The following is a 19,540-nucleotide window of genomic DNA, read 5'->3' on the forward strand; positions in this document are numbered from 1 at the left end:
TCGTGCGGAGCGAGGTGGGGGAAGGGGCGGTCGGCCCCGCCGAAGCGGGGTGCGGGGCCGACCGGGCTCGGGGCGCGGGGCGCGCGCAGTCGTGAGGGGGGCGGGTGTGCGCGCCGGCAGGTGAAGGGTGGTGGTGCCGGTGGATCAGGAGGGGAAGGGCGGCACCGGTGGATCAGGAGAGGGCGGCGAGGACGTGCCGTCCGTGCTCGGAGTCCAGCAGGGTCTCGGAGCGGCGGACGTCCTCCCGGGCGGCGAGCAGCAGCTCGTCGACGGAGGCGAACCTCTCGGTGTCCCGGATCCGGGCGACGAACCACAGGTCGACGCGCTCGCCGTACAGGTCGCCCGGGGCGTCGTGGCAGTACACCTCGGTGTGGATCTCGGAGGTGTCGCAGAAGGTGGGGTTGGTGCCGATGCTGATCGTCGCGCGGTGCACGGTGCCCGTCGCGCGGCGGGCCAGCCAGCCGCTGTAGATCGCGGGCGGCGGGACGGGCGCACCGGGGTCGGAGGCGATGTTGGCGGTGGGGAAGCCCAGCCCCCGCCCCCGGCCGGCACCGTGCACCACGGTGCCGGACAGGGGGGTCGTCGGAGCGTCAGCCATGGGGGGTGAGCTCACGGAACTGGCTGGTGTGGAAGACCAGCGGCTCCACCCCGGGGAACAGCTCGACGGTGAGCAGCTCCATCAGGACGATCTCGTGGTCGCCGCCGTCGTACACCGCGTTCACCCGGGCGGTCTGCCACAGCGCCGCGTCGTGGATCAGCACAGCGCCGTCCGGCGTCGCCTGCCACCCGGTGCCGTCGAAGCGGTCGCCCTCGCGGGAGGCGAGCCGTCGGCAGAGCGCGCCCTGGCCACGGCTGAGCACGCTCAGCCCCAGGACCGGCGCCTCCGTCAGCCTCGGCCAGGTGGTCGAGGTGCGGGCCACGCTGACGGCGACCATCGGCGGCTCCAGCGAGATCGACACGAAGGAGCTCACCGCGAGCCCGACCGGTTCGCCGTCGCGCAGCGCGCCGAGCGCGACCACCCCGGTGGGGTAGGCCCCGAACGCCTGGCGCAGCGCCGCGGCGTTCAGCTCCGCCGTGTGCGGTACGACCGCGTTCGGTTCCGCGGACGCGGCGGCGGGCGGGTTCGGATGGTGGGCGGGAGTGACCATGGTCGTCGCCGTCCTCTCGTCGCGAGTGGGGTGGTTCAGTGCCGGTACTGCGCGGCCGGGTGGCTGGCCGGCAGCGCCCGGTCGGACGCGCCGGTGAGCCGCTCGCGCAGCGACTCGCCGGCCGCGTACTCGCCGCGGAAGACGCCGCGGGCGCGCAGGATCGGCAGCACCGACTCGACGAACTCCGTGGTGGAGGCCGGCTGCACGGTCGGGGAGAGCAGGAAGCCGTCCAGGTCGGCGCCCTCCGCCAGGGCACAGATCTCGTCGGCGATCTCCTCGGCGGTGCCGACCACCGGACGGGCGCCGACGCCGTGGGTGTGCCAGTCGGCGAGGACGTCACCGACGGTCTTGCCGGCGAACCGGGCGACCTGGGTCTGCGACATCTCGGTGGACAGCTCCGACATCGGGGTGTCCGGCGCGTACGAGGACAGGTCGAGGCCGGTGAACATGGCGTAGCTGGCGACGGTGACCTCCGGACGCTGGGCGTCCAGGACACGCTGCCAACGGCGTTCGGCGTCCGCGGTGGTGGCGCCGACCACGCAGGAGAACGCCGACATCACCTTGACCTCGTCGGCCCGGCGGCCCGCCCGTACGGCCTCCTCGCGGATCGCCGCGGTGTGCCCGGCGAGCTGCTGCACCGAGCCGCTGCCGACGAACATGCACTCCCCGTGCCGCCCGCCGACCCGGCGGCCTGCCGGGGAGGCGCCGGCCTGGAACAGCACCGGGGTGCCCTGCGGGGAACGGGCGGTGTTGCCGTAGCCGTGCGAGCGGAAGTACGGACCCTCGTGCTCGACCAGGTGCACCTTGGCCGGGTCGGCGAACCGGCCGTCCTTGTCCTTCTCCAGGGCGTCCGGCTCCCAGGCGCCCTCCCAGTACTTGTAGACCAGGTCGAGGAAGTCCTCGGCCATCGTGTACCGGTCGTCGTGCGCCACCATGTCCATGCCGAAGGCCTTGACCGCGGTGTCGGCCGTGCCCGTGGTCACGATGTTCCAGCCGAGCCGGCCGCCGGACAACTGGTCCAGGGTGGCCAGCCTGCGGGCGAACGCGTACGGCGGCTCCACCAGCACCGAGCCGGTCACCACCAGTCCCAGGTCGGTGGTGCCGGCCAGCAGCGCCGAGGCGACCACGAACGGGTCCAGGCGCGGCAGGTCCAGGGTCTCCTCGGTGGCGATCGGCGGGCGCACCCCGTTGATCTCCGACCAACCCCAGGCGTCGGCCAGGAACAGGAAGTCAAGCTTGGCGTCCTCGCAGATCTGCGCGATCTCGCGCCAGTACCCGAGGGTGTCGAACAGGTGCCGGCGGCTGTCGGGGTGGCGCCAGGTGGCGGTGCCGCTCGCGTTGGTCTGGGCGTTCTCGAACAGTCCGAGCTTGAGGTTGCGCATGGGTGTTCTCCGTTGAACCGATGGTGCGGGGGGGAGGTGGGGAAGCCGAAGGTGCGTCAGGACGCCGGGGAACCGAAAGTACGTCAGGACGCGGCGGGAACCGCGGGAACGCCGGGGGCGGCGGCCGCGTCGAGCTGTGCCGCGGACGGCATGGAGGACTGGGCGCCGAGACCGGTCACGGCCAGCGAGGCCGCGCGGACGGCGCGGCGGGCGGCGGCCGGCAGGTCGGAGCCCCGGGCGAGGGAGTCGGCGAGGGCTCCGCAGAAGGTGTCGCCGGCGCCGACGGTGTCGACGGCGTCCACGACGGGGGCCGGCAGGTGCACGGCGGGGCGGCCGGGCTGCTTGATCAGCGCCCCGTCCGCGCCGAGCGTCACCACCACGGCCCGGCAGGGCAGCGCGGCCCGTTCCAGCAGCTCACGCGCCCCGTCCGGGCCGGCGGGCGGCTCCGCGCCGAGCAGGGTGGCGAGTTCGCCGAGGTTGGGGACGAGGACGTCGACGGCGGACAGCACCTCCGGGGCGACCGGCCGGGCCGGGGCCGGGTTGAGGACGACCGTGCCGCCCTGCTCCCGGGCCCGCAGCACGGCCGCGGCGACCACCTCGGCGGCGATCTCGTGCTGCACCAGGACCACCTCGCCCGCCGACCGGGCCAGCCGCTCCGGCAGGTCCGCGACCGACAGCGCGGCGTTGGCGCCGGGGTTGACCACGATGGTGTTCTCGCCGCCCCGGTCGACCACCACCGAGGCGATCCCGGTGGTGCTCTCCGGCTCCGGGCGCACCGCCTCGACGTCCACCCCTTCGGCGGCGAGCGCCCGCAGGATGGTGTCGGCGTCCGCGCCGACCCTGGCGACCAGGCGCACCTGCGACCCGAGCCGGGCCGCCGCGACGGCCTGGTTGGCGCCCTTGCCGCCGACGCCCTCCACGAAGCCCCGCGCGAGCACGGTCTCGCCGGGGCGCGGCAGGTCCTCGACGGTGAGGACGAGGTCGCGGTTGACCGAACCGACGACGGTGATGGGCGGCATCTGCACTCCTTGGGAGATCGATCTCCCACACTGTGGACCAGCCCCCGGAAACCGTCAAGTACCCTCGTGCTGCGCATTCCGCCAGCTCAGCCGAGCCCGATTCCGACCGCGAAGGACCGCCCACGTGACAGCGCCCCGACTCCTCGACGTGGCCGCGGCCGCCGGCGTCTCCCGCGCGACCGCCTCACGCGTCCTGGCCGGCACCCCGCGCAACGTCGACCCCGAACTCGCCCGCCGCGTCGAGGAGGCCGCCCAGCGCCTCGGCTACCGCACCAACCACTCCGCCCGGGCGCTGCGCACCGGCACCACGGGCACCATCGGCGTGGTCGTCCCCTCGCTCGCCAACCCGTACTTCGTCCAGCTCGCCGACGCCATCGCCCAGCAAGTCCGCGCCGCCGGCGGGCAGTTGGTGGTCTCCGACGCCGCCAACGACACCGCCGTCGAGGCCGAGCAGATCGAGACCCTGCTCGGCGGCCGCGTCGACGGCCTGCTCGTCGTCCCCGTCTCCGCCGGCGCGTCCGGCCCCGCCGTCCGGGCCGCCGCCAAGCGCGCCCCCGTCGTCCTCTTCGACCGCTGGGCCACCGGCTCCGGCACCGTCGCCGTCACCCTCGACAACACCGCCGCGATGCGGCTGCTCCTCGACCACCTCGAAGGCCTCGGCCGCCACCGGATCGCCCTGGTCGCCGCCGACCAGGCCTCCTCCTCCGGCGCGGAACGCCTCGCCGCCTTCACCGAGGCCCGCGGGGCCGACGCCACCACCGTCCTGCTGCCCAGCTTCACCACCGACGCCGGCCGCACCGCGGGCCGCCGCATCGCCGAACGGCACGCCGAGATCGACGCCGTCGTCTGCGGCGCGGACGTCCTCGCGGTGGGGCTGGTCAGCACCCTGCAGCGCTCGGCGGTCCCCGTCCCCGGCCGGATCGCCGTCACCGGCTTCGACGACACCGAGATACTCGAACTCCTCGACCCGCCCATCACCTCCATCCGCCACCCGCTCACCACCATGGCCGAACGCGCCCTGACGCTCCTTCAGGCCCCTGACCGTGAAAGGACGGAGCGCGTGGAGCGCTTCGCTCCGCAGCTGGTGGTGCGCTCCTCCACGGACGCGAACGCCTGACCCCGAGCAGCCGGCCACGCCCGCCGGACCGGGCCCCACGCCGCACCGCCTGCACGACCGACGGACACGTCGAACGGTCCGAGCAACCACGACGTGGTACCGGTGCGCGGCGAACCGCACACCGGTACCACTTCCCGGCCATCGGCCTCGACCGGCCGGGACGCTCAGGCCTGCCGCCGCACGGCGATGACCACCGCGCCCAGGACGCACGCGACGGCGGCGGTGACGTAGGCGAGGTGGTAGCCGGCGAGCTGGTCCCCGCTGGTCGCCGCGACCAGAACCATCACCGCCACGCCCGCACTGGCGCCGATCTGCTGCGTCACGACGTTCACCGCGCCGGCGACGGCGTGCTGCCGCTCCGGGACACCGGAGAGGCCGGCGGACGTCATCGAGGGGAAGTTCAGCCCCTGGCCGATGCCGCTGACCACCAGACCGGGCAGCACGTGCAGCACGTAGCTGCCGTCCTGCGGCGTGCCCAGCCACAGCCCCGTACCCACACCGATCAGGACGAGGCCGACGGCCATCAGCGTTCGCGGGGAGTACGCGGCCAGCAGGCGACCGGTGGCGAAGTTGGCGGTGAGGAACACGGCCAGGGACATGGGCACCAGCGCGACACCGGACTCGAAGGGCGAGTAGTGCAGCATGCCCTGCAGGTACAGCGGCGCGAAGAACAGCATCCCGACCGAGCCCATGTACTGGAGGAACGCCGCCAGGCTCGCCTCCCGGACCGAGCCGATCCGGAAGAGGCCGAGCGGAAGCACCGGGTCGGCGGTGCGGTGCTCCCGCACGACGAACAGCACCAGGGAGACCACCGCGGCGCAGAGGATGATCCACGCCGTCGCGCCGCCGCTGCTCACGCCGACGACGAGCAGCGTGAGGCCGAGCGTGCCCGTGATCGCGCCGGGCAGGTCCAGCCGACCGCGGTGCCCGGCACCGTCGGGCAGTCCGATGCGCGTCGCGGCCAGTACGCCGAGTCCCAGCAGCACCGAGAACCACAGCACCGAACGCCAGCCGAAGAACTCGGTCAGGACGCCGCCCAGCAGGACCCCGCCGCTGAAGCTCGCGGCGCCGACGGCCGCGTACACCCCGAAGGCCCGGTTGCGCGCCGGGCCGGCCGGGAACGTGTCGGTGAGCAGGGCCAGCGCGGCCGGCCCGGACAGGGCGGCGCCGATGCCCTGGACGGCGCGCGCCCCCAGCAGCGTCGCGGCGTTCGGGGCCACCGCCCCGACCAGCGCGGACACGGTGAACAGGGCGACACCGACCTCGAACACCCGCCGCCGCCCGAGCACATCGGCCAGCCGGCCACCCACCAGCAGGAAGCCGGCGAACGTGACGGCGTAGGCGGTCATGACCCACTGGAGCGTGGTTTCGTCGAGGTGGAAGCGCTCTCCGACGGACGGCAGGGCGGCGTTGAGCACTCCGAGACCGCTCACGTCCAGTGCGAGCGCCCCGGCCAGCACCCCGAGCGCCAGCCCCGGCCGGCTGACCCGCTCGATCGCGGTGTCGGTCATGCGGGCCTGCCCGCGAGGTCGCGGCCGGCGAGTGCCCGGCCAGGGGGGTCGCTTCGCCGCGGCCGGGTGGACGGCACACGGCACTGCGGGAAACGCCCGGCTAAGGAGCTGTCGGCATTGTCCGATGCTGCATCAAGTTTCTCAACTGCCATGCGGCCAGCTTGCATTGGTCGCTCATCCGCTGTCCACCCCGCCCGGCGCGCATGATACCGGCAGTGCTCGCTCCGCGGAATCATTCGCCCACCATCGACCGGAGCCCGACGGCAGCGGGCGAGGCGCCGCCGAGCCGGGGCGCCTTCACCCCGGGTGCGGACCGCCGCGGTCGGGGCGGCTGATTTCGGCCGCGGGGCCGGCGATTCCGCACATCCGTCCCACCCGAGGAGATCGAATCGGACACTTTGGCGATCAAATCCCGCCACCGCTTCAACCGGCCCTCGAAGTGCGCAATCCTGTAGTCGATGCACTCGTAGTCGATACACCTCTGCGCACCACGGGCGGATGACAGAGACCAGCGCTGCGCAATCCCCGGCAGCGGAATTGCCTGGCAGGCCGATCGGCAGGAGCCGCACGCGTCGGCGAGAATTCCACAGTGAGCCGCTGATTGGTGAGTCGCCGATGTGCGATCACTCGAACAACCCCGAAGCCCCTGACCCTCACCCTGCATTGCCGCGTCGCGCGGTCGGCACTTCGAGCCCTTCTTCCTGCCACGAGAGGAGCAGCACTGCCCGACCGCAAGCCCATTCATGACATGTCCAGGCCCAGGGTCTCGCCGGCCGGACGCCCGGCGCCCCAGACGCGCATCCAGGCGGCCCAGGGACGGTTCGACCACGACATTGACCGCGCGCACCCCGGCCCCGAACTGCCGAAGAAGGCTGCGAGCGCGCACCGGATCCGGCCTCCCGGTCCTTGACGGGAACGACGCACAGAACCAATCATCGAGGGGTTCATCGCCGGCAGCCGGAACGAGCCGTGCCGGCAGGGTGAAACGGCGTCGCCCGAACCGTGGTTCCCGCCCGCTTCACCGGATTTCCCGTTCGCTCTGAACGCGGAGACCGAAAACGCCGCTCCCGTCCTCACGCCGCCCGCCGGCTCCACCGCGACAATCGGTGCGGCGAGAGGTCCTTCCACGCCTCGATCCATCCCTTTTCGGCTGCCCGGACATCAACCTACCCCCCCCCCCGCTGGCCTGCCGTGAAGCTCCACCGTCCTTTCCATCCGCCCTGCTGAGGGAGTCGCCATGCCCCAAGAGCGCGCAGCGCGAGACATATCCGCCGTAACGGATTTCCTGCTATCCCGTTTTGCCGAGCTGATGGACCTGTCCGCGAACTCGGTGGACCGCTGGGCGCCGATGCACCGGTACGGGCTGGACTCGTTGAAGTCGGTGAACCTCGCGGCCTCCCTGTCCGAGTTCCTCGGCTGGCAGGTCCCGGCCACCTGGATGTGGCAGTACCCGACCGTCGACGGGCTGGCCCGCGCCCTCGTCGACGGTCCGCGTGCCGCGGAGCCCGCCCCGGGCGCCGAGCGCCGCAAGCCCTCGCACGAGCCCGTCGCGATCGTGGGCATCGGCTGCCGGTTCCCCGGAGGACCGGACCCGTCCTCGTTCTGGCGGCTGCTGGTCGAGGGCGGCGACGCCGTCGGGCCGGTGCCGGCCGCGCGCCGCGATCTCCTGAACGACCGGGTGCGCTGGGGCGGGTTCATCGACGGCATCGACCGGTTCGATCCGCTGTTCTTCGGCATCTCGCCCCGCGAAGCCGTCCAGATGGACCCTCAGCAGCGCCTGATCCTGGAGTTGTCCTGGGAGGCCCTGGAGGACGCGGGCATCGCGCCGCACAGCCTCGTCGGCAGCGACACCGGCGTGTTCATGGCCTCCTGTTGGGGCGACTACGCCGCCCTGGCGCACTACCGCGGCCCCGACAGCCAGATCACCCCGCACACCGCGACCGGCATGCACGACGGGATCATCGCCAACCGCGTCTCCTACATCCTCGGCCTGCAGGGGCCGAGCATGGCCATCGACGCCGCCTGCGCCGGATCGCTGGTGTCGGTGCACGTGGGATGCCAGTCGATCCAGCTGGGCGAGAGCGACCTGGTACTGGCCGGTGGCGTGAACCTGAGCTTCGTCTCCGACTACTACACCGCCATGGACCAGATGGGCGCACTCGCCCCGGACGGCCGCTGCAAGTCGTTCGACGCCCGCGCCAACGGCTACGTCCGCGGTGAGGGCGCCGGCGTGGTCGTGCTCGCTCCGCTGAGCGTGGCGCTGGAGCGCGACCTTCCGGTGTACTGCCTGATCAAGGGCAGCTCCTCCAACAACGACGGTCTGAGCAACGGCATGACGGCGCCCAACCCCCAGGCGCAGGAGAAGATGCTCCGCACCGCGTACCAGCGGGCGGGCATCGCACCGCACCTCGTGGACTACGTCGAGTGCCACGGCTCCGCGACGCCGCTCGGCGACCCGATCGAGGCCAACGCCATCGGCGCGGTCCTGGGCGGCGACCGCGCGGAGCCGCTGCGGCTCGGCTCCGTCAAGTCCAACGTCGGGCACCTGGAGGCGGCCGCCGGCATCGTCGGCCTGGTCAAGATCGCGATGTCGATGCGCAACGGCGTGCTGCCGCCGAGCCTGCACTACAGCGCGCCGAACCCGCAGATCATGTTCGACGAGTACAACCTGACCGTCCAGGACCGGCTGACGCCGTGGCCGCGGCGGTCCGACGCCCGCCGCGGTGGCGTCAGCTCGTTCGGGTTCGGCGGCGCGATCTGTCACGTGGCCGTCGAGGAACTGCCGCGCCCCGAGGCCTCGCTCCTCCTGCTGGCCGCGGACTCCCCCGAGGCGCTGGCCGAGCAGGCCCGGGCGCTGCGCGACGGGAACGACCTGCGCGCGCTCTGCCGCCGGACGCCCGGCGACGGCCCGTTCCGGCTCGCGGCCACGGCCCGCGACATGGCCGAACTCCGCACCGGTCTCGACGCGTTCGGCAGCGGCACGCCCGCCCCCGGACTGAGCGTCGGGGAGAAGACCGACGGCAGGCCGCGGGTGGCGTTCCTGTTCTCCGGCAACGGCTCGCAGTGGGTGGGCATGGGCCGGCAACTGCTCGCCGGCCTGCCCGTGTTCCGCCGGTCCATGATGAAGTCCGACCGGCGGATGCGAGAGCTGCTGGGCTTCTCGCTCGTCGAGCAGCTGCTGTCCCCCGAGGGCCGCCTCGACGACATGGACGTGTTCCAGCCGCTGCTGTTCTCCATCCAGGTCGCGCTGGCCGAGACCTGGCGCTCGCTGGGGGTGGAACCGGACGTCGTCCTGGGACAGAGCGTCGGCGAGTTCGCCGCCTCCCACGTCGCCGGCGCGCTCGACTTCGACGACGCCTCCCGCCTGGCCGCCCACCACGGCCGGCTCCTCCAGCAGCTGGCCGTGGGACGCGGCGAGGGCATCGTGGTGATGACCCCCGCGGACGAGGTCCGGCCCCATCTGACCGGCGGGCTCACCGTCTCCGGCTACAACGGCCTGAACTCCACCCTGGTCACCGGCACACCGCAGGAGATCGACGACCTCGTCCGGCGGCTGACCGAAGCGGGCGTCACCAACCACCGGGTGCGGATGGGCCACGCCCCGCACTCGTCGCTGGTCGACCACGTCCTCGCCCCGCTGAAGGTCGAACTGGAGGGCATCCGGCCGCGGACCACCCGCATCCCGATGATCTCGACGGTCACCGGCGAACTCGTCGACGGCGCGGAGCTCGGGCCGGACTACTGGGCGGACAACCTGCGCCGCGAGATCCGGGTGGTCGACGCCCTGACGAACCTGCGCGACCACGACATCGACGCGGTGATCGAGCTCAGCCCGCACCCCGTCCTGCTCAAGTCGGTGTCGGAGATCCTGCCGGCGGCCACCCTGCCCTCGCTCCGGCGCGGCGCCGACGAAGCCTCGACCCTGCTCGGCTCACTCGGTGCCCTGTACACCGCCGGGTTTCCCGTCGCGGCCCACCCCTTCCTGGCCGGCGACCGGGGACGGCACGTCGCGCCGAGCCCGGGCGACGCCGCGGCCGGCGAGCAGCTGCACCTCGTGCCCGTCACGGCCCGCACCACGGGCGCGCTGGCCGACACCTGCCGCGAGCTGTCCAACCACGTCGAACGCGACCCGGGCCTGCGGGTCTGCGACCTCGCCTACACCCTCGCCGCCAGGCGCACCCATCACAGCCACCGGATCGCGCTGTTCGCCCGCAACCGGCAGGACGTCCTGGACGGGCTCGCCCGGGTCGCCGCCGGCCAGTCACACCCCGACGTCGTCACCGGCACGGTCTCCGGCAGCACCGACCGCCGGGTGGCGCTGGTGTTCTCCGGCGGCGGCACCCAGTGGGTCGGCATGGGCCGGGAGCTGCTGCGCTCGCACGCCGGCTTCCGCACCTGGATGAACGCCTGCGACGCCGCCGTGCGCGCGGCCGGCGGTTTCTCGGTGCTCGACCACCTCGCCGCCCCCGCGGAGGAGGCCAGGTACGAGGAGATGGACTTCCAGCAGCCGGTGCTGTTCGCCCTCCAGGTCTCGCTGGCGAAGGTCTGGCTCGAACTGGGCATCGAGCCGGCGGCCGTCGTCGGGCACAGCCTGGGCGAGGTCGCGGCCGCCTGCGTGGCCGGGGCGCTGTCCCTGGAGGACGCCGCCCGCGTCGTGGTCGCCCGCTCGCACCTGCTGGAGCGCAAGGCCGACGAGGGCGCCATGATCTCGGTCGACCTGCCGGAGGAGGAACTGCAGCCGCGGCTCGCCCCCTACGCGCAGCACGCCGCCATCGCCGTGGTCAACAGCCCCACCAGCGCGGCGGTCTCCGGCTCGCCCGAGGCCGTCGACGCCCTGGAGGCGGACCTCCGGCGGGACGGGATCTCGGTCCGGAGGATCCGGGTCGAACGGCCGGTGCACAGCCCCGGCATGGACCCGCTGATCCGGCCGCTGCGCGAGAGCATCGAGGGCATCACCCCGCTGACGCCGGCCATCCCCTTCCACTCCACGGCGCTGGCCGACACGGTGAACCCGGTCGCCGACGTCGACTACTGGGTGCACAACCTGCGCAACCAGGTCCGGTTCGCCGAGACGATCGGTGCGCTGGTCGACCGGGGCGTCTCCACCTTCATCGAGATCGGCCCGCACGAGACGCTGCGCGGCGCGGTCGAGGAGATCGGGCTGTCCCGCGGTGCCCAGGTGCACGCGGTCAACTCGCTGCGGCGCGAGGAGAGCGACGTCCGCTGCCTGCTGGGCGCCGCCGCCTCGCTGTACGTCAGGGGCCTGCCGCTGACCTTCGACCCGCTGTTCGCCGACGACGTCGAGGTCGTGGAGACCCCGCTCGTCCAGTGGCAGAAGGACCGCTACTGGATCGACACCGAGCCCCGCCGCGAACCCGCACCGGCCCCGGCCCCCGTCGAAACCGTGCCCGTGGCCGCGGCCGTGGCCGTGGCCGCGGCCGCTCCGGTGGAGACGCAGCCGGTGGCGCAGCGGCCGGTGGCGGAGGTCGTCCTCGCCGAACTCGCCGACGCGCTGGGCGTGCCGGTGAGCAGGTTCGACACGGCCGCCGGCCTGCGGGACTTCGGCCTCGACTCGATGCTGGCGATCCGCCTCGTCAACAAGATGCAGGCACTGTTCGGGCACCGGGTGTCGCCGGTGGTGTTCCTGGACGGCCGCTCGATCTCCGAGGTCGTCGGTCACTTCGTCGAGATCACCGGTGGACCGGCCGCGCCCGCGACAGCCACCCAGGCACCCCAGGCACCGGTCACGGCGGCCCGGCCCGCCCCGGCCCCGGCCCTCGGGGCCGAGCCGATCCGGTCGTTCCTGGAGGACCTGTCCGAACTGGACGCCGAGGAGCTGGTCGAGGAACTGGACGCGCGCGGGCTGCTGGAAGCCACCGACGCACCGGCGTTGGAGCAGCTCCGGGCCGAGGGCCTCGGTCTCCGGGTGGCGCCGGCCTCGCACGGCCAGGCCTCGCTGTGGTTCATGCAGATGGTCGCGCCGGACGCCGTGCCCTACAACTTCATGGTGACCGCCCGGATCCGCACCGCGGTCGACGAGGACGCGCTGGAGCGCGCCGTCCAGGCCGTGCTGGACCGACACCCCGCACTGCGCACCGTCTTCGTCGAGGCGGGCGGCAGCCCGTACCAGGTCATCCTGGACGAACCGGTGTACGAGTTCCTCGTGGTGGACACCTCCGGCCTGGACGACGAACAGGCCCGCGAGGAACTGGCCCAGTACGGGCACGAGCCGCTCGACATGGACAACGGGCCGCTCGTGCGGATCGTCCTCATGAGGCGCGGGCCGGCGGACCACTACCTGCTGGTGCTCGTCCACCACATCGCGTCGGACGCGGCGTCGGCCGACGTCATGATCCGCGAACTCCAGGAGTACTACGAAGGCGCCGACCCCGCCCGCAGCGCGCCGGTCGCCCCGTACACCGAGTTCGTCGAGTGGGAGCGGCAGTGGCTGGCCGGACCGGCGGCCGACGCGGCCCTGGAGTGGTGGTCGCGGAAGCTGGCCGACCCGCCCGCCCACCTCGACCTCTCCAGCAAGGAGCGGCCGCCGGGCGTCACCTACGAGGGCCGCGACATCGCGTTCCGCTGGAGCGCCGAGGAGACGCGCCTGCTGCGCGAGTTCGCGGTGCGCGAGGGCGTGTCGATCAGCACCGTCGTCCTGGCCGGGTTCTTCGCCACGCTCAACCGCGCGGCCGGGACCGAGGACTCGGTGCTGGCCACCGCCATCGCCCAACGGGCCGAGCCCGGCTGGGAATCCGCCATCGGCTACTACCTCAACACCGTGCTGGTACGCGCGAACCCCGCCGGCGACCGCAGCTTCCGCGAACTGCTGCACGAGGTCCACGCCTTCTCGCTCGGCCTCCTGGAGCACATGAACTACCCCCTCGACCTGCTGGCCTCCCAGCTGAAGCCGCCGCGGGCCGAGGGCCGCTCCCCGTGGTTCGACGTGGTGGTGAACTGGCTGTCCTCGGACGCGTTCCCCCGCTCCGTCAAGCTCTTCCACGGCGTCGGCGAAACCCTCACGCCGGACGGCGCACTGCCGCTCGAACCGCTTCAGGTGCGCAGGCACCTCGCCAAGTTCGACCTCGAAATCTCGATGGCCGACATCGACGGCAGGGTGGCCGGCCACGTCCAGTTCAAACCGAGCTACCTGGAAAGGCAGACCGTGACGGCACTGCTCGCGCTGTACCGCACCGTGCTCTTCGACTCGATCGCCCGACCCGACCTGGCCCTCGGCGACATCGCGTCGACCGGCCTCCCCGAGGAGACGGACCGGTGACCGAAACCCTGCACTCCGAGTTCATCGCCCAGGCGGTCAAGAACCCCGACGCGACCGCCGTCTACTCCGACGCCGGCGTCCTGACCTACGGCGAACTGAATGAGCGGTCCCGGGTGCTGGCCGAGCGGCTCGTCGCCGACGGCGCGGGCCCCGGCGTCCCCGTCGGCATCTGCGTCGAGCGCACCCCCGACCTGCTCGTCGCCGTCCTGGCGGCCCTGCGCGCCGGGTCCTGCTACCTGCCGCTGGACCCGAACTACCCCGCCGACCGGCTGACCTTCATGGTCCAGGACAGCGGGACCCGCCTGCTGCTCACCACGCCCGCGTCCCGGGCCGGTTGCCCGACCGGCCCGACCGTGGTCGTGCTCGGGGAGGGCGTGACGACCGAGCCCGGCGCGAAGCCGGTGGCGGTCGTGCCCGAGGACACCGCGTACGTCATCTACACCTCCGGCTCCACCGGCAGGCCCAAGGGCGTGGCCGTCCGGCACGCCGGCGCGGTGGCGATGCTCGCCGAGATGGACCGCGTCCTGGAGGGCTGCGACCTGAGCGGAGTCTCGGCGGCGAGCTCGGTCTGCTTCGACCTGTCCGTGATGGAGATCTTCAACGCGCTGTGCCGCGGCGGCGCCGTCGTGCTCGTCGAGAGCGCCGTGCACCTGCCGGAGAGCCGGTACGTGGACCGGATCACCCATCTGAGCGTCGTTCCCTCCGTCATGAACGGCCTGCTCGATGCCGGCGCCCTGCCCCCGAACGTGCGCTCCATCGTGTTCGGCGGCGAGGCGCTGCGCCGCAAGCTGGTGGACCGGGCCTACCGGGAGACCGGCGCCACCCGGGTGTTCAACGCCTACGGCCCCACCGAGGGCACCGTCTTCTGCTCGTTCGGGCTGGTGCCCGAACACGGGACCGACGAGCCGACGATCGGCCCGCCGACCACCACCGACCTGGTCTACGTGCTCGACGGGAACCTGCGGCCGCTCCCGCCCGGCGAGTCCGGCGAGCTCTACCTCGGCGGCGTCGGCCTCGCGCACGGCTACGTCAACCGGCCGCGCACCACGGCCGAGCGGTTCGTGCCGGACCCGTTCCGCAGCGGCGAGCGGATGTACCGCACCGGGGACGTCGTCCGGTTCACCGAGGACGGCGAACTCCGGTTCCTCGGCCGCTCCGACCACCAGGTCAAGCTGCGCGGCTACCGGATCGAACTGGAGGAGGTCGAGGCCCGGCTGACCGGGTGCCCCGAGGTCCGGGAGGCCGCCGCCGCCGTCCAGGGCAACCGGCTGGTCGGCTACGTCGTGCCCGCGGGCGACGACGCGCCGCAGGACGGGCCCCGGCTGGACCCCGCGCTCCAGAGCGCCATCACCGGCAGGCTCGCCGTCGAACTGCCCGACTACATGGTGCCCGCGACGCTCGTCTTCCTGCCCGCCCTCCCGCTGGGCCCGGGCGGCAAGCTCGACCGCAACGCGCTGCCCGAGCCGCCGGCCGCCGACACCGACGGGCCGCTGACGGCCGCCAGTACGCCGACCGAGGTCGCGCTGTCGGAGATCTGGGGCCAGCTGCTCGACCTCGAACCGTCCACCATCGACGTGCAGTCCGCCTTCTACGACCTCGGCGGCGACTCGCTGCTGCTCGTCCGCCTCGCCCGGCTGATGACCCGGCGCTTCGACCGCCGCGTCCGGGTGCCCGACCTCTTCAGCTTCCGCGACATCGCCTCCCTCGCCCGCTGGCTCGACGACGACAGCGGCGCCACCCCCGAGGTGGTCCAGTCGGCCCGCGAGCGCGCCGGCGCCCGGCGTGCCGCGCTGCGCGGCCGCGGCACCGGCCGCTGAGTCACCCTCCACCCGACACGAAGCAGGAGCTTCCCCATGACCGACAGCCCCGAGCAGGAGTACGACCCGGGTGACGTGGCCGTCATCGGCATGTCCCTACGGGCTCCCGGAGCCCGCACCAAGGAACAGTTCTGGGACGTCCTCGTCAACGGCCGGGAGACCGTGTCCTTCCTGGCCAAGGACGACATCCACGTCGACGAGACCCTGATCCACAGCCCGTTCTACGTGCGGGCCTGCGGCGTGCTCGACACGTACGACAAGTTCGACCCGTCGGTGTTCGGCATCAGCGACCGGATGGCGGCCGCGATGACCCCGGAGAACCGGCTGTTCCTGGAGAGCGCCTGGGAGTCGTTGGAGGACGGCGGCTACGACCCGGACCGGCTCAAGGCCGAGATCGGCATGTACGGCGCCAACAACCCGCAGACCGCCGCGCTCTACAGCTCCCCGCCGGACCGGGTGTCGGTCGGCCCCGAGGCGATCGAGGCCAGCCTGGCGTGGTCGCCGGACACCATGACCTCCAACGCGCTGTACTACATGGGGCTCACCGGCGAGGCCGTCACCGTCGCCACCGCCTGTGCGGGCTTCCACTACGCGGTGCACCTGGCCTGTCAGTCGCTCCTGCTCGGCCAGAGCGACATGGCGATCGCCGGCGGCGCGATGGTCCGCCTGCCGCACCCCCGCGGTCACCTGTGGGAGGAGAACCGCATCCTGTCGAAGGACGGCCACTGCCGCCCGTTCGACGCCAACGGCACCGGCACGGCGCTGTCCAGCGGTGTCGTCACCGTGCTGTTGAAGCCGCTGGGCCGGGCCGTCGCCGACCGCGACCACGTCTACGCCGTGGTCAGGGGCTCGGCCGTCAACAACAACGGCGTCAGCGCGATGGCGTACGGCCTGGCCCAGCCCGAGCGGCTGAGCGCGTGCATCGCCGCCGCCATGGAGGTGGGCGGCGTCACCCCGGACACCGTCTCCATGTACGAGGCCAACGGTCTCGGCCTGCCGATGACCGACGAGCTCGAAGTGCACGCGGCGACCATGGCCTTCGGGAAGCAGACCGCGACCACCTCGATCGGCGGGGTCAAGGGCAACGTCGGCCACGGCGGCGTGGTGTCGGGCGGCTTCGGTGCGATCAAGGCCGCGCTGGCCCTGTACCACAAGACGCTCCCGGCGACGATCAACCTCACGGAGGTCAACCAGGACCTCGACTTCCCCAGCACCCCCTTCGTGCCGCAGATCGAAGGCGCGCACTGGGAGCCGGAGGCCGGCATCCGCCGCGCCGGCATCACCTCGATCGGCGGCGGCGGCTACAACGCGCACCTGCTGCTGGAGGAGGCGCCGGCCGTCGCCGAGCGCGCCCCCGAGGACGAGGGCAGGCCGCGGCTGGCGACCCTGTCCGCCCTGGACGACGACGCGCTGGCCCGTCAGCGCACCCGGCTCCGGGACTGGCTGGAGGCCGACCCCGGCCTGCGCCTGGACGACGTCTGCTTCACCCTCAACCTGGGCCGCAAGGTGATGGGCCGCCGGTGGGCGGCCGTGGTCCGCAGCCGCGAGGAGCTGATCGCGGCACTGGCCGACGACGCCCGCGGCCCGGTCACCACGACCGTCGCCGCCCCGCAGACGGACCCGGGTTCCTTCTCGCTCGACGACAACGGGATCGTGCCGTCCGGCCGGGACGTGCGGGCGCTGTCCGACCTGGCCGCCGCCTGGGTGACCGGCCGGCAGGTGGACTTCGACGCCCTGCACCTCGGGGAGGCCAGCCGCCGCGTGCCGCTGCCCACCTACCCGTTCCAGCCCCGCCGGTTCTGGCGTACGGACTGGTGACCATGAGCACTCCGGCACTGGACACCCTGGACCTGGGCGACCCGGCCACGTTCGCGGACCACGACCTCGACGGGTTCTGGCGCACCCTGCGGGACACCGCGCCGATGCACTGGAACCCTCCGGCCGGCGGCCGCCGCGGCTTCTGGGTGCTCTCCCGCTACGACGACATCATGGCCACCTACCGGGACAACGTGAACTTCACGTCCGAGCGCGGCAACGTGCTCGTCACCCTCCTGGAGGGCGGCGACGCCGGGGCCGGCCGGATGCTGGCCGTCACCGACGGGCCCCGGCACCTGGAGCTGCGCAAGATCCTCCAGCGGGTGCTCTCACCGAGGGTGCTCGACGAGGTCGCGCAGGCGGTCCGGCTCAACACCCGGCAGTGGATCCGCGAGGCCGTCGAGTCCGGCGGCTGCGACTTCGCGGAGCAGATCGCCGGCCGGATCCCGATGACCACGATCTCGAACCTGCTCGGCGTGCCCGAACGGGACCGGGACTACCTGCTCTCCCTGACCAAGACCGCGCTGTCGGCCGACGACGAGGACGTCGACGAGGTCGACTCCGAGATGGCCCGCAACGAGATCCTGATGTACTTCATGGACATCGTCGAGGAGCGGCGCGAGTCGCCCGGCGACGACGTGATCAGCATGCTGATCGCCAGCTCCATCGACGGTGTGCCGCTGTCCGACGAGGACGTCGTGCTCAACTGCTACAGCCTGATCATCGGCGGCGACGAGACCAGCCGGCTGACGATGATCGACTGCGTCCGCACGCTCGCGGCCCGGCCCGAGCAGTGGCGGCGGCTCAAGCACGGCGAGGTCGCGGTCGAGACCGCCGTGGAGGAGGTGCTGCGCTGGGCATCGCCCACGATGCACTTCGGGCGCAGCGTCGAACGGGAGACCGAACTGCACGGCGTACGGCTGCGGCCGGGCGACATCGTCACGCTCTGGCACGCCTCCGGCAACCGGGACGAACGGGTCTTCGCGCGGCCCGAGGTGTTCGACCTCGGCCGCACCCCCAACAAGCACCTGGCCTTCGGCTACGGCCCGCACTTCTGTGTGGGCTCGTACCTGGCCAAGGTGGAGATCGCCGAACTCCTCAAGGCCCTGCGGGACTTCACCCTCGGCTTCGAGCAGACCGCCGCGGCGCTGCCGATCCGGTCCAACTTCCTGACCGGGTTCTCCACCATGCCGGTGCGCTTCCGACCCGACCACTCCGGACTGAAGGAGTGCGGATGAACATCTACATGTCAGGACAAGGGGCGTTCGCGGTGCAGGTCGCGGAAGCCCTCCTGGACAAGGGGCACAAGATCGCCGGTGCGGCCGCGCCTCGGCTGCGCAAGGGCAAGTCCGACGAGAGCGACGCGATGTCCTGGGACCGCCTGCGCGCCTGGGCGTTCCCCCGGGACATCCCCTGGACGGACTCGGCCGAACTGCGCGCGATGCACATCCCGGACGGGGTGGACGTCATCGTCGCCGCGCACTCGCACGCCTTCCTCGGCCGCCAGACCCGCGCCAGGGCCGGCATCGCCACCATCGGCTACCACCCCAGCCTGCTGCCGCTGCACCGCGGCCGGGACGCGATCCGGTGGACGATCCGCGACGGCGACAAGGTGACGGGCGGGAGCGTCTACCACCTGACCGAGCGAACCGACGGCGGCCCGCTCGCCGCCCAGGAGCACCTGTTCGTGCCCCCGGGCTCGACCGCGCAGAGCCTGTGGCGCGACCACCTGGCGCCGCTCGGCGTGCGGCTGTTGCTGAAGGTGGTCGACGACCTCGCCGCGGACCGGCGGATCGAGGTCCCCCAGGACGAGAAGCTCGCGACCTGGGAGCCCGCGATGGACACCCAGCCGCTGTTCAAGCCCGAACTCATCGCCCTGCCCGGGTCGGTGCAGGTCGAGAGCCACACGTGGGCACTTCACGAAGAGTGACGGCCGCGCGGTGAAAGCCGCATGGTGACGGCCGTCGCGGCGGTCGCGCGGTGACGGCCTTCCGACCCGCGAACACCGGTTCCCCGCACACAACTCGTGTGCGGGGAACCGGTGTTTGTGCCGCCACACGCGTGTCGGCCAGGCCCGAAACCCGCGGGAACCGTGCACCCCTCCCCTGGCGTCCCGTACTCGGGGCACGGCAGTGGCTCACCGCGATCCGCGCCGCCACCCCGGCCGAGCCGCCCCAGCCCGCGACACCCCCGGTGACCAGCACCGACGTCCCGGAGGCGCGGCGTTCACCGCTCGCCCCGGCAGCGCGCCGACCGCTCTCGGTCACCGTTCGCCACTACCGGCCGGGACCGGAACCGCCCCCGAGGCGGCCCCCCATGGCGTGTTTTCCGTCACAGACCATCAGACATTTTATCCGGTTTTACCTGGACTACTCCCGATCTGACGATACGTCGACAAGGAAATACCTCCTCACCGCTTTCTCATGAGCCTTTGACACTTCGTTTAGGTGTCCAT

The 19,540-nt window shown here is 72.6% G+C and carries 11 protein-coding genes; 6 read left to right on the forward strand and 5 right to left on the reverse strand.

Going from position 1 to position 19,540, the window contains the following annotated elements:
• Positions 1-172: 172 nt before the first annotated feature.
• The 4 genes from KS423_RS00875 to KS423_RS00890 form a co-directional block, all read right to left on the reverse strand.
• Entirely contained in the window at positions 173-598 is a 426-nt protein-coding gene (locus tag KS423_RS00875) for a riboflavin kinase (RefSeq protein WP_224273610.1), read from the reverse strand.
• Positions 591-1,148 (reverse strand): flavin reductase family protein, encoded by a 558-nt coding sequence (locus KS423_RS00880; RefSeq protein ID WP_224273612.1) that lies wholly within the window; start codon positions 1,146-1,148, stop codon positions 591-593. Before KS423_RS00880 ends, KS423_RS00875 begins: the two co-directional genes overlap by 8 nt.
• Positions 1,149-1,183: 35 nt before the next feature.
• Positions 1,184-2,530 (reverse strand): NtaA/DmoA family FMN-dependent monooxygenase, encoded by a 1,347-nt coding sequence (locus tag KS423_RS00885; protein WP_224273614.1) that lies wholly within the window; start codon positions 2,528-2,530, stop codon positions 1,184-1,186.
• An 83-nt stretch (positions 2,531-2,613) separates the two neighbouring features.
• Positions 2,614-3,549 carry a ribokinase gene (locus KS423_RS00890; RefSeq protein WP_224273623.1) on the reverse strand — a complete coding sequence of 312 codons (936 nt, stop codon included), beginning with the start codon at positions 3,547-3,549 and terminating at the stop codon, positions 2,614-2,616.
• A 124-nt stretch (positions 3,550-3,673) separates the two neighbouring features.
• On the opposite strand from KS423_RS00890, the gene KS423_RS00895 reads away from it, so the two are divergent.
• Positions 3,674-4,666 (forward strand): LacI family DNA-binding transcriptional regulator, encoded by a 993-nt coding sequence (locus tag KS423_RS00895; RefSeq protein WP_224273625.1) that lies wholly within the window; start codon positions 3,674-3,676, stop codon positions 4,664-4,666.
• A 164-nt stretch (positions 4,667-4,830) separates the two neighbouring features.
• On the opposite strand, the gene KS423_RS00900 is transcribed toward KS423_RS00895, so the two are convergent.
• Positions 4,831-6,177 carry an MFS transporter gene (locus KS423_RS00900; protein WP_224273627.1) on the reverse strand — a complete coding sequence of 449 codons (1,347 nt, stop codon included), beginning with the start codon at positions 6,175-6,177 and terminating at the stop codon, positions 4,831-4,833.
• Positions 6,178-7,414: 1,237 nt separating this feature from the next.
• Here KS423_RS00900 and KS423_RS00905 point away from each other — a divergent pair.
• From KS423_RS00905 to KS423_RS00925, 5 genes are read left to right on the forward strand one after another with little or no spacing between them, the layout of a single operon-like run.
• The gene (locus tag KS423_RS00905; RefSeq protein WP_224273629.1) at positions 7,415-13,453 is read left to right on the forward strand and encodes a type I polyketide synthase; all 6,039 of its coding nucleotides are present in this window, start codon (positions 7,415-7,417) and stop codon (positions 13,451-13,453) included.
• Positions 13,450-15,270, forward strand: a complete 1,821-nt coding sequence (locus KS423_RS00910) for an amino acid adenylation domain-containing protein (protein ID WP_224273638.1) — start codon at positions 13,450-13,452, stop codon at positions 15,268-15,270. The genes KS423_RS00905 and KS423_RS00910 overlap by 4 nt, the downstream gene beginning before the upstream one ends.
• A 36-nt stretch (positions 15,271-15,306) precedes the next feature.
• Positions 15,307-17,088: a type I polyketide synthase gene (locus KS423_RS00915; protein ID WP_224273640.1), complete on the forward strand. Its 1,782-nt coding sequence runs from the start codon at positions 15,307-15,309 to the stop codon at positions 17,086-17,088.
• Positions 17,085-18,323 carry a cytochrome P450 gene (locus KS423_RS00920; RefSeq protein WP_224273642.1) on the forward strand — a complete coding sequence of 413 codons (1,239 nt, stop codon included), beginning with the start codon at positions 17,085-17,087 and terminating at the stop codon, positions 18,321-18,323. The genes KS423_RS00915 and KS423_RS00920 overlap by 4 nt, the downstream gene beginning before the upstream one ends.
• Positions 18,320-19,015, forward strand: a complete 696-nt coding sequence (locus KS423_RS00925; protein WP_224273644.1) for a formyltransferase family protein — start codon at positions 18,320-18,322, stop codon at positions 19,013-19,015. Before KS423_RS00920 ends, KS423_RS00925 begins: the two co-directional genes overlap by 4 nt.
• Positions 19,016-19,540 lie beyond the last annotated feature (525 nt).

It is taken from the genome of Streptomyces sp. LS1784, assembly GCF_020103755.1.
In the GTDB taxonomy this organism is placed as follows: Bacteria; Actinomycetota; Actinomycetes; order Streptomycetales; family Streptomycetaceae; genus Kitasatospora.

Bases quoted from the DNA above. Each gene is read 5' to 3' on its own strand.
- KS423_RS00875 (WP_224273610.1), bottom strand. From the start codon at position 598: ATGGCTGACGCTCCGACGACCCCCCTGTCCGGCACCGTGGTGCACGGT.
- KS423_RS00880 (WP_224273612.1), bottom strand. From the start codon at position 1,148: ATGGTCACTCCCGCCCACCATCCGAACCCGCCCGCCGCCGCGTCCGCG.
- KS423_RS00885 (WP_224273614.1), bottom strand. From the start codon at position 2,530: ATGCGCAACCTCAAGCTCGGACTGTTCGAGAACGCCCAGACCAACGCG.
- KS423_RS00890 (WP_224273623.1), bottom strand. From the start codon at position 3,549: ATGCCGCCCATCACCGTCGTCGGTTCGGTCAACCGCGACCTCGTCCTC.
- KS423_RS00900 (WP_224273627.1), bottom strand. From the start codon at position 6,177: ATGACCGACACCGCGATCGAGCGGGTCAGCCGGCCGGGGCTGGCGCTC.
- KS423_RS00905 (WP_224273629.1), top strand. From the start codon at position 7,415: ATGCCCCAAGAGCGCGCAGCGCGAGACATATCCGCCGTAACGGATTTC.
- KS423_RS00915 (WP_224273640.1), top strand. From the start codon at position 15,307: ATGACCGACAGCCCCGAGCAGGAGTACGACCCGGGTGACGTGGCCGTC.
- KS423_RS00925 (WP_224273644.1), top strand. From the start codon at position 18,320: ATGAACATCTACATGTCAGGACAAGGGGCGTTCGCGGTGCAGGTCGCG.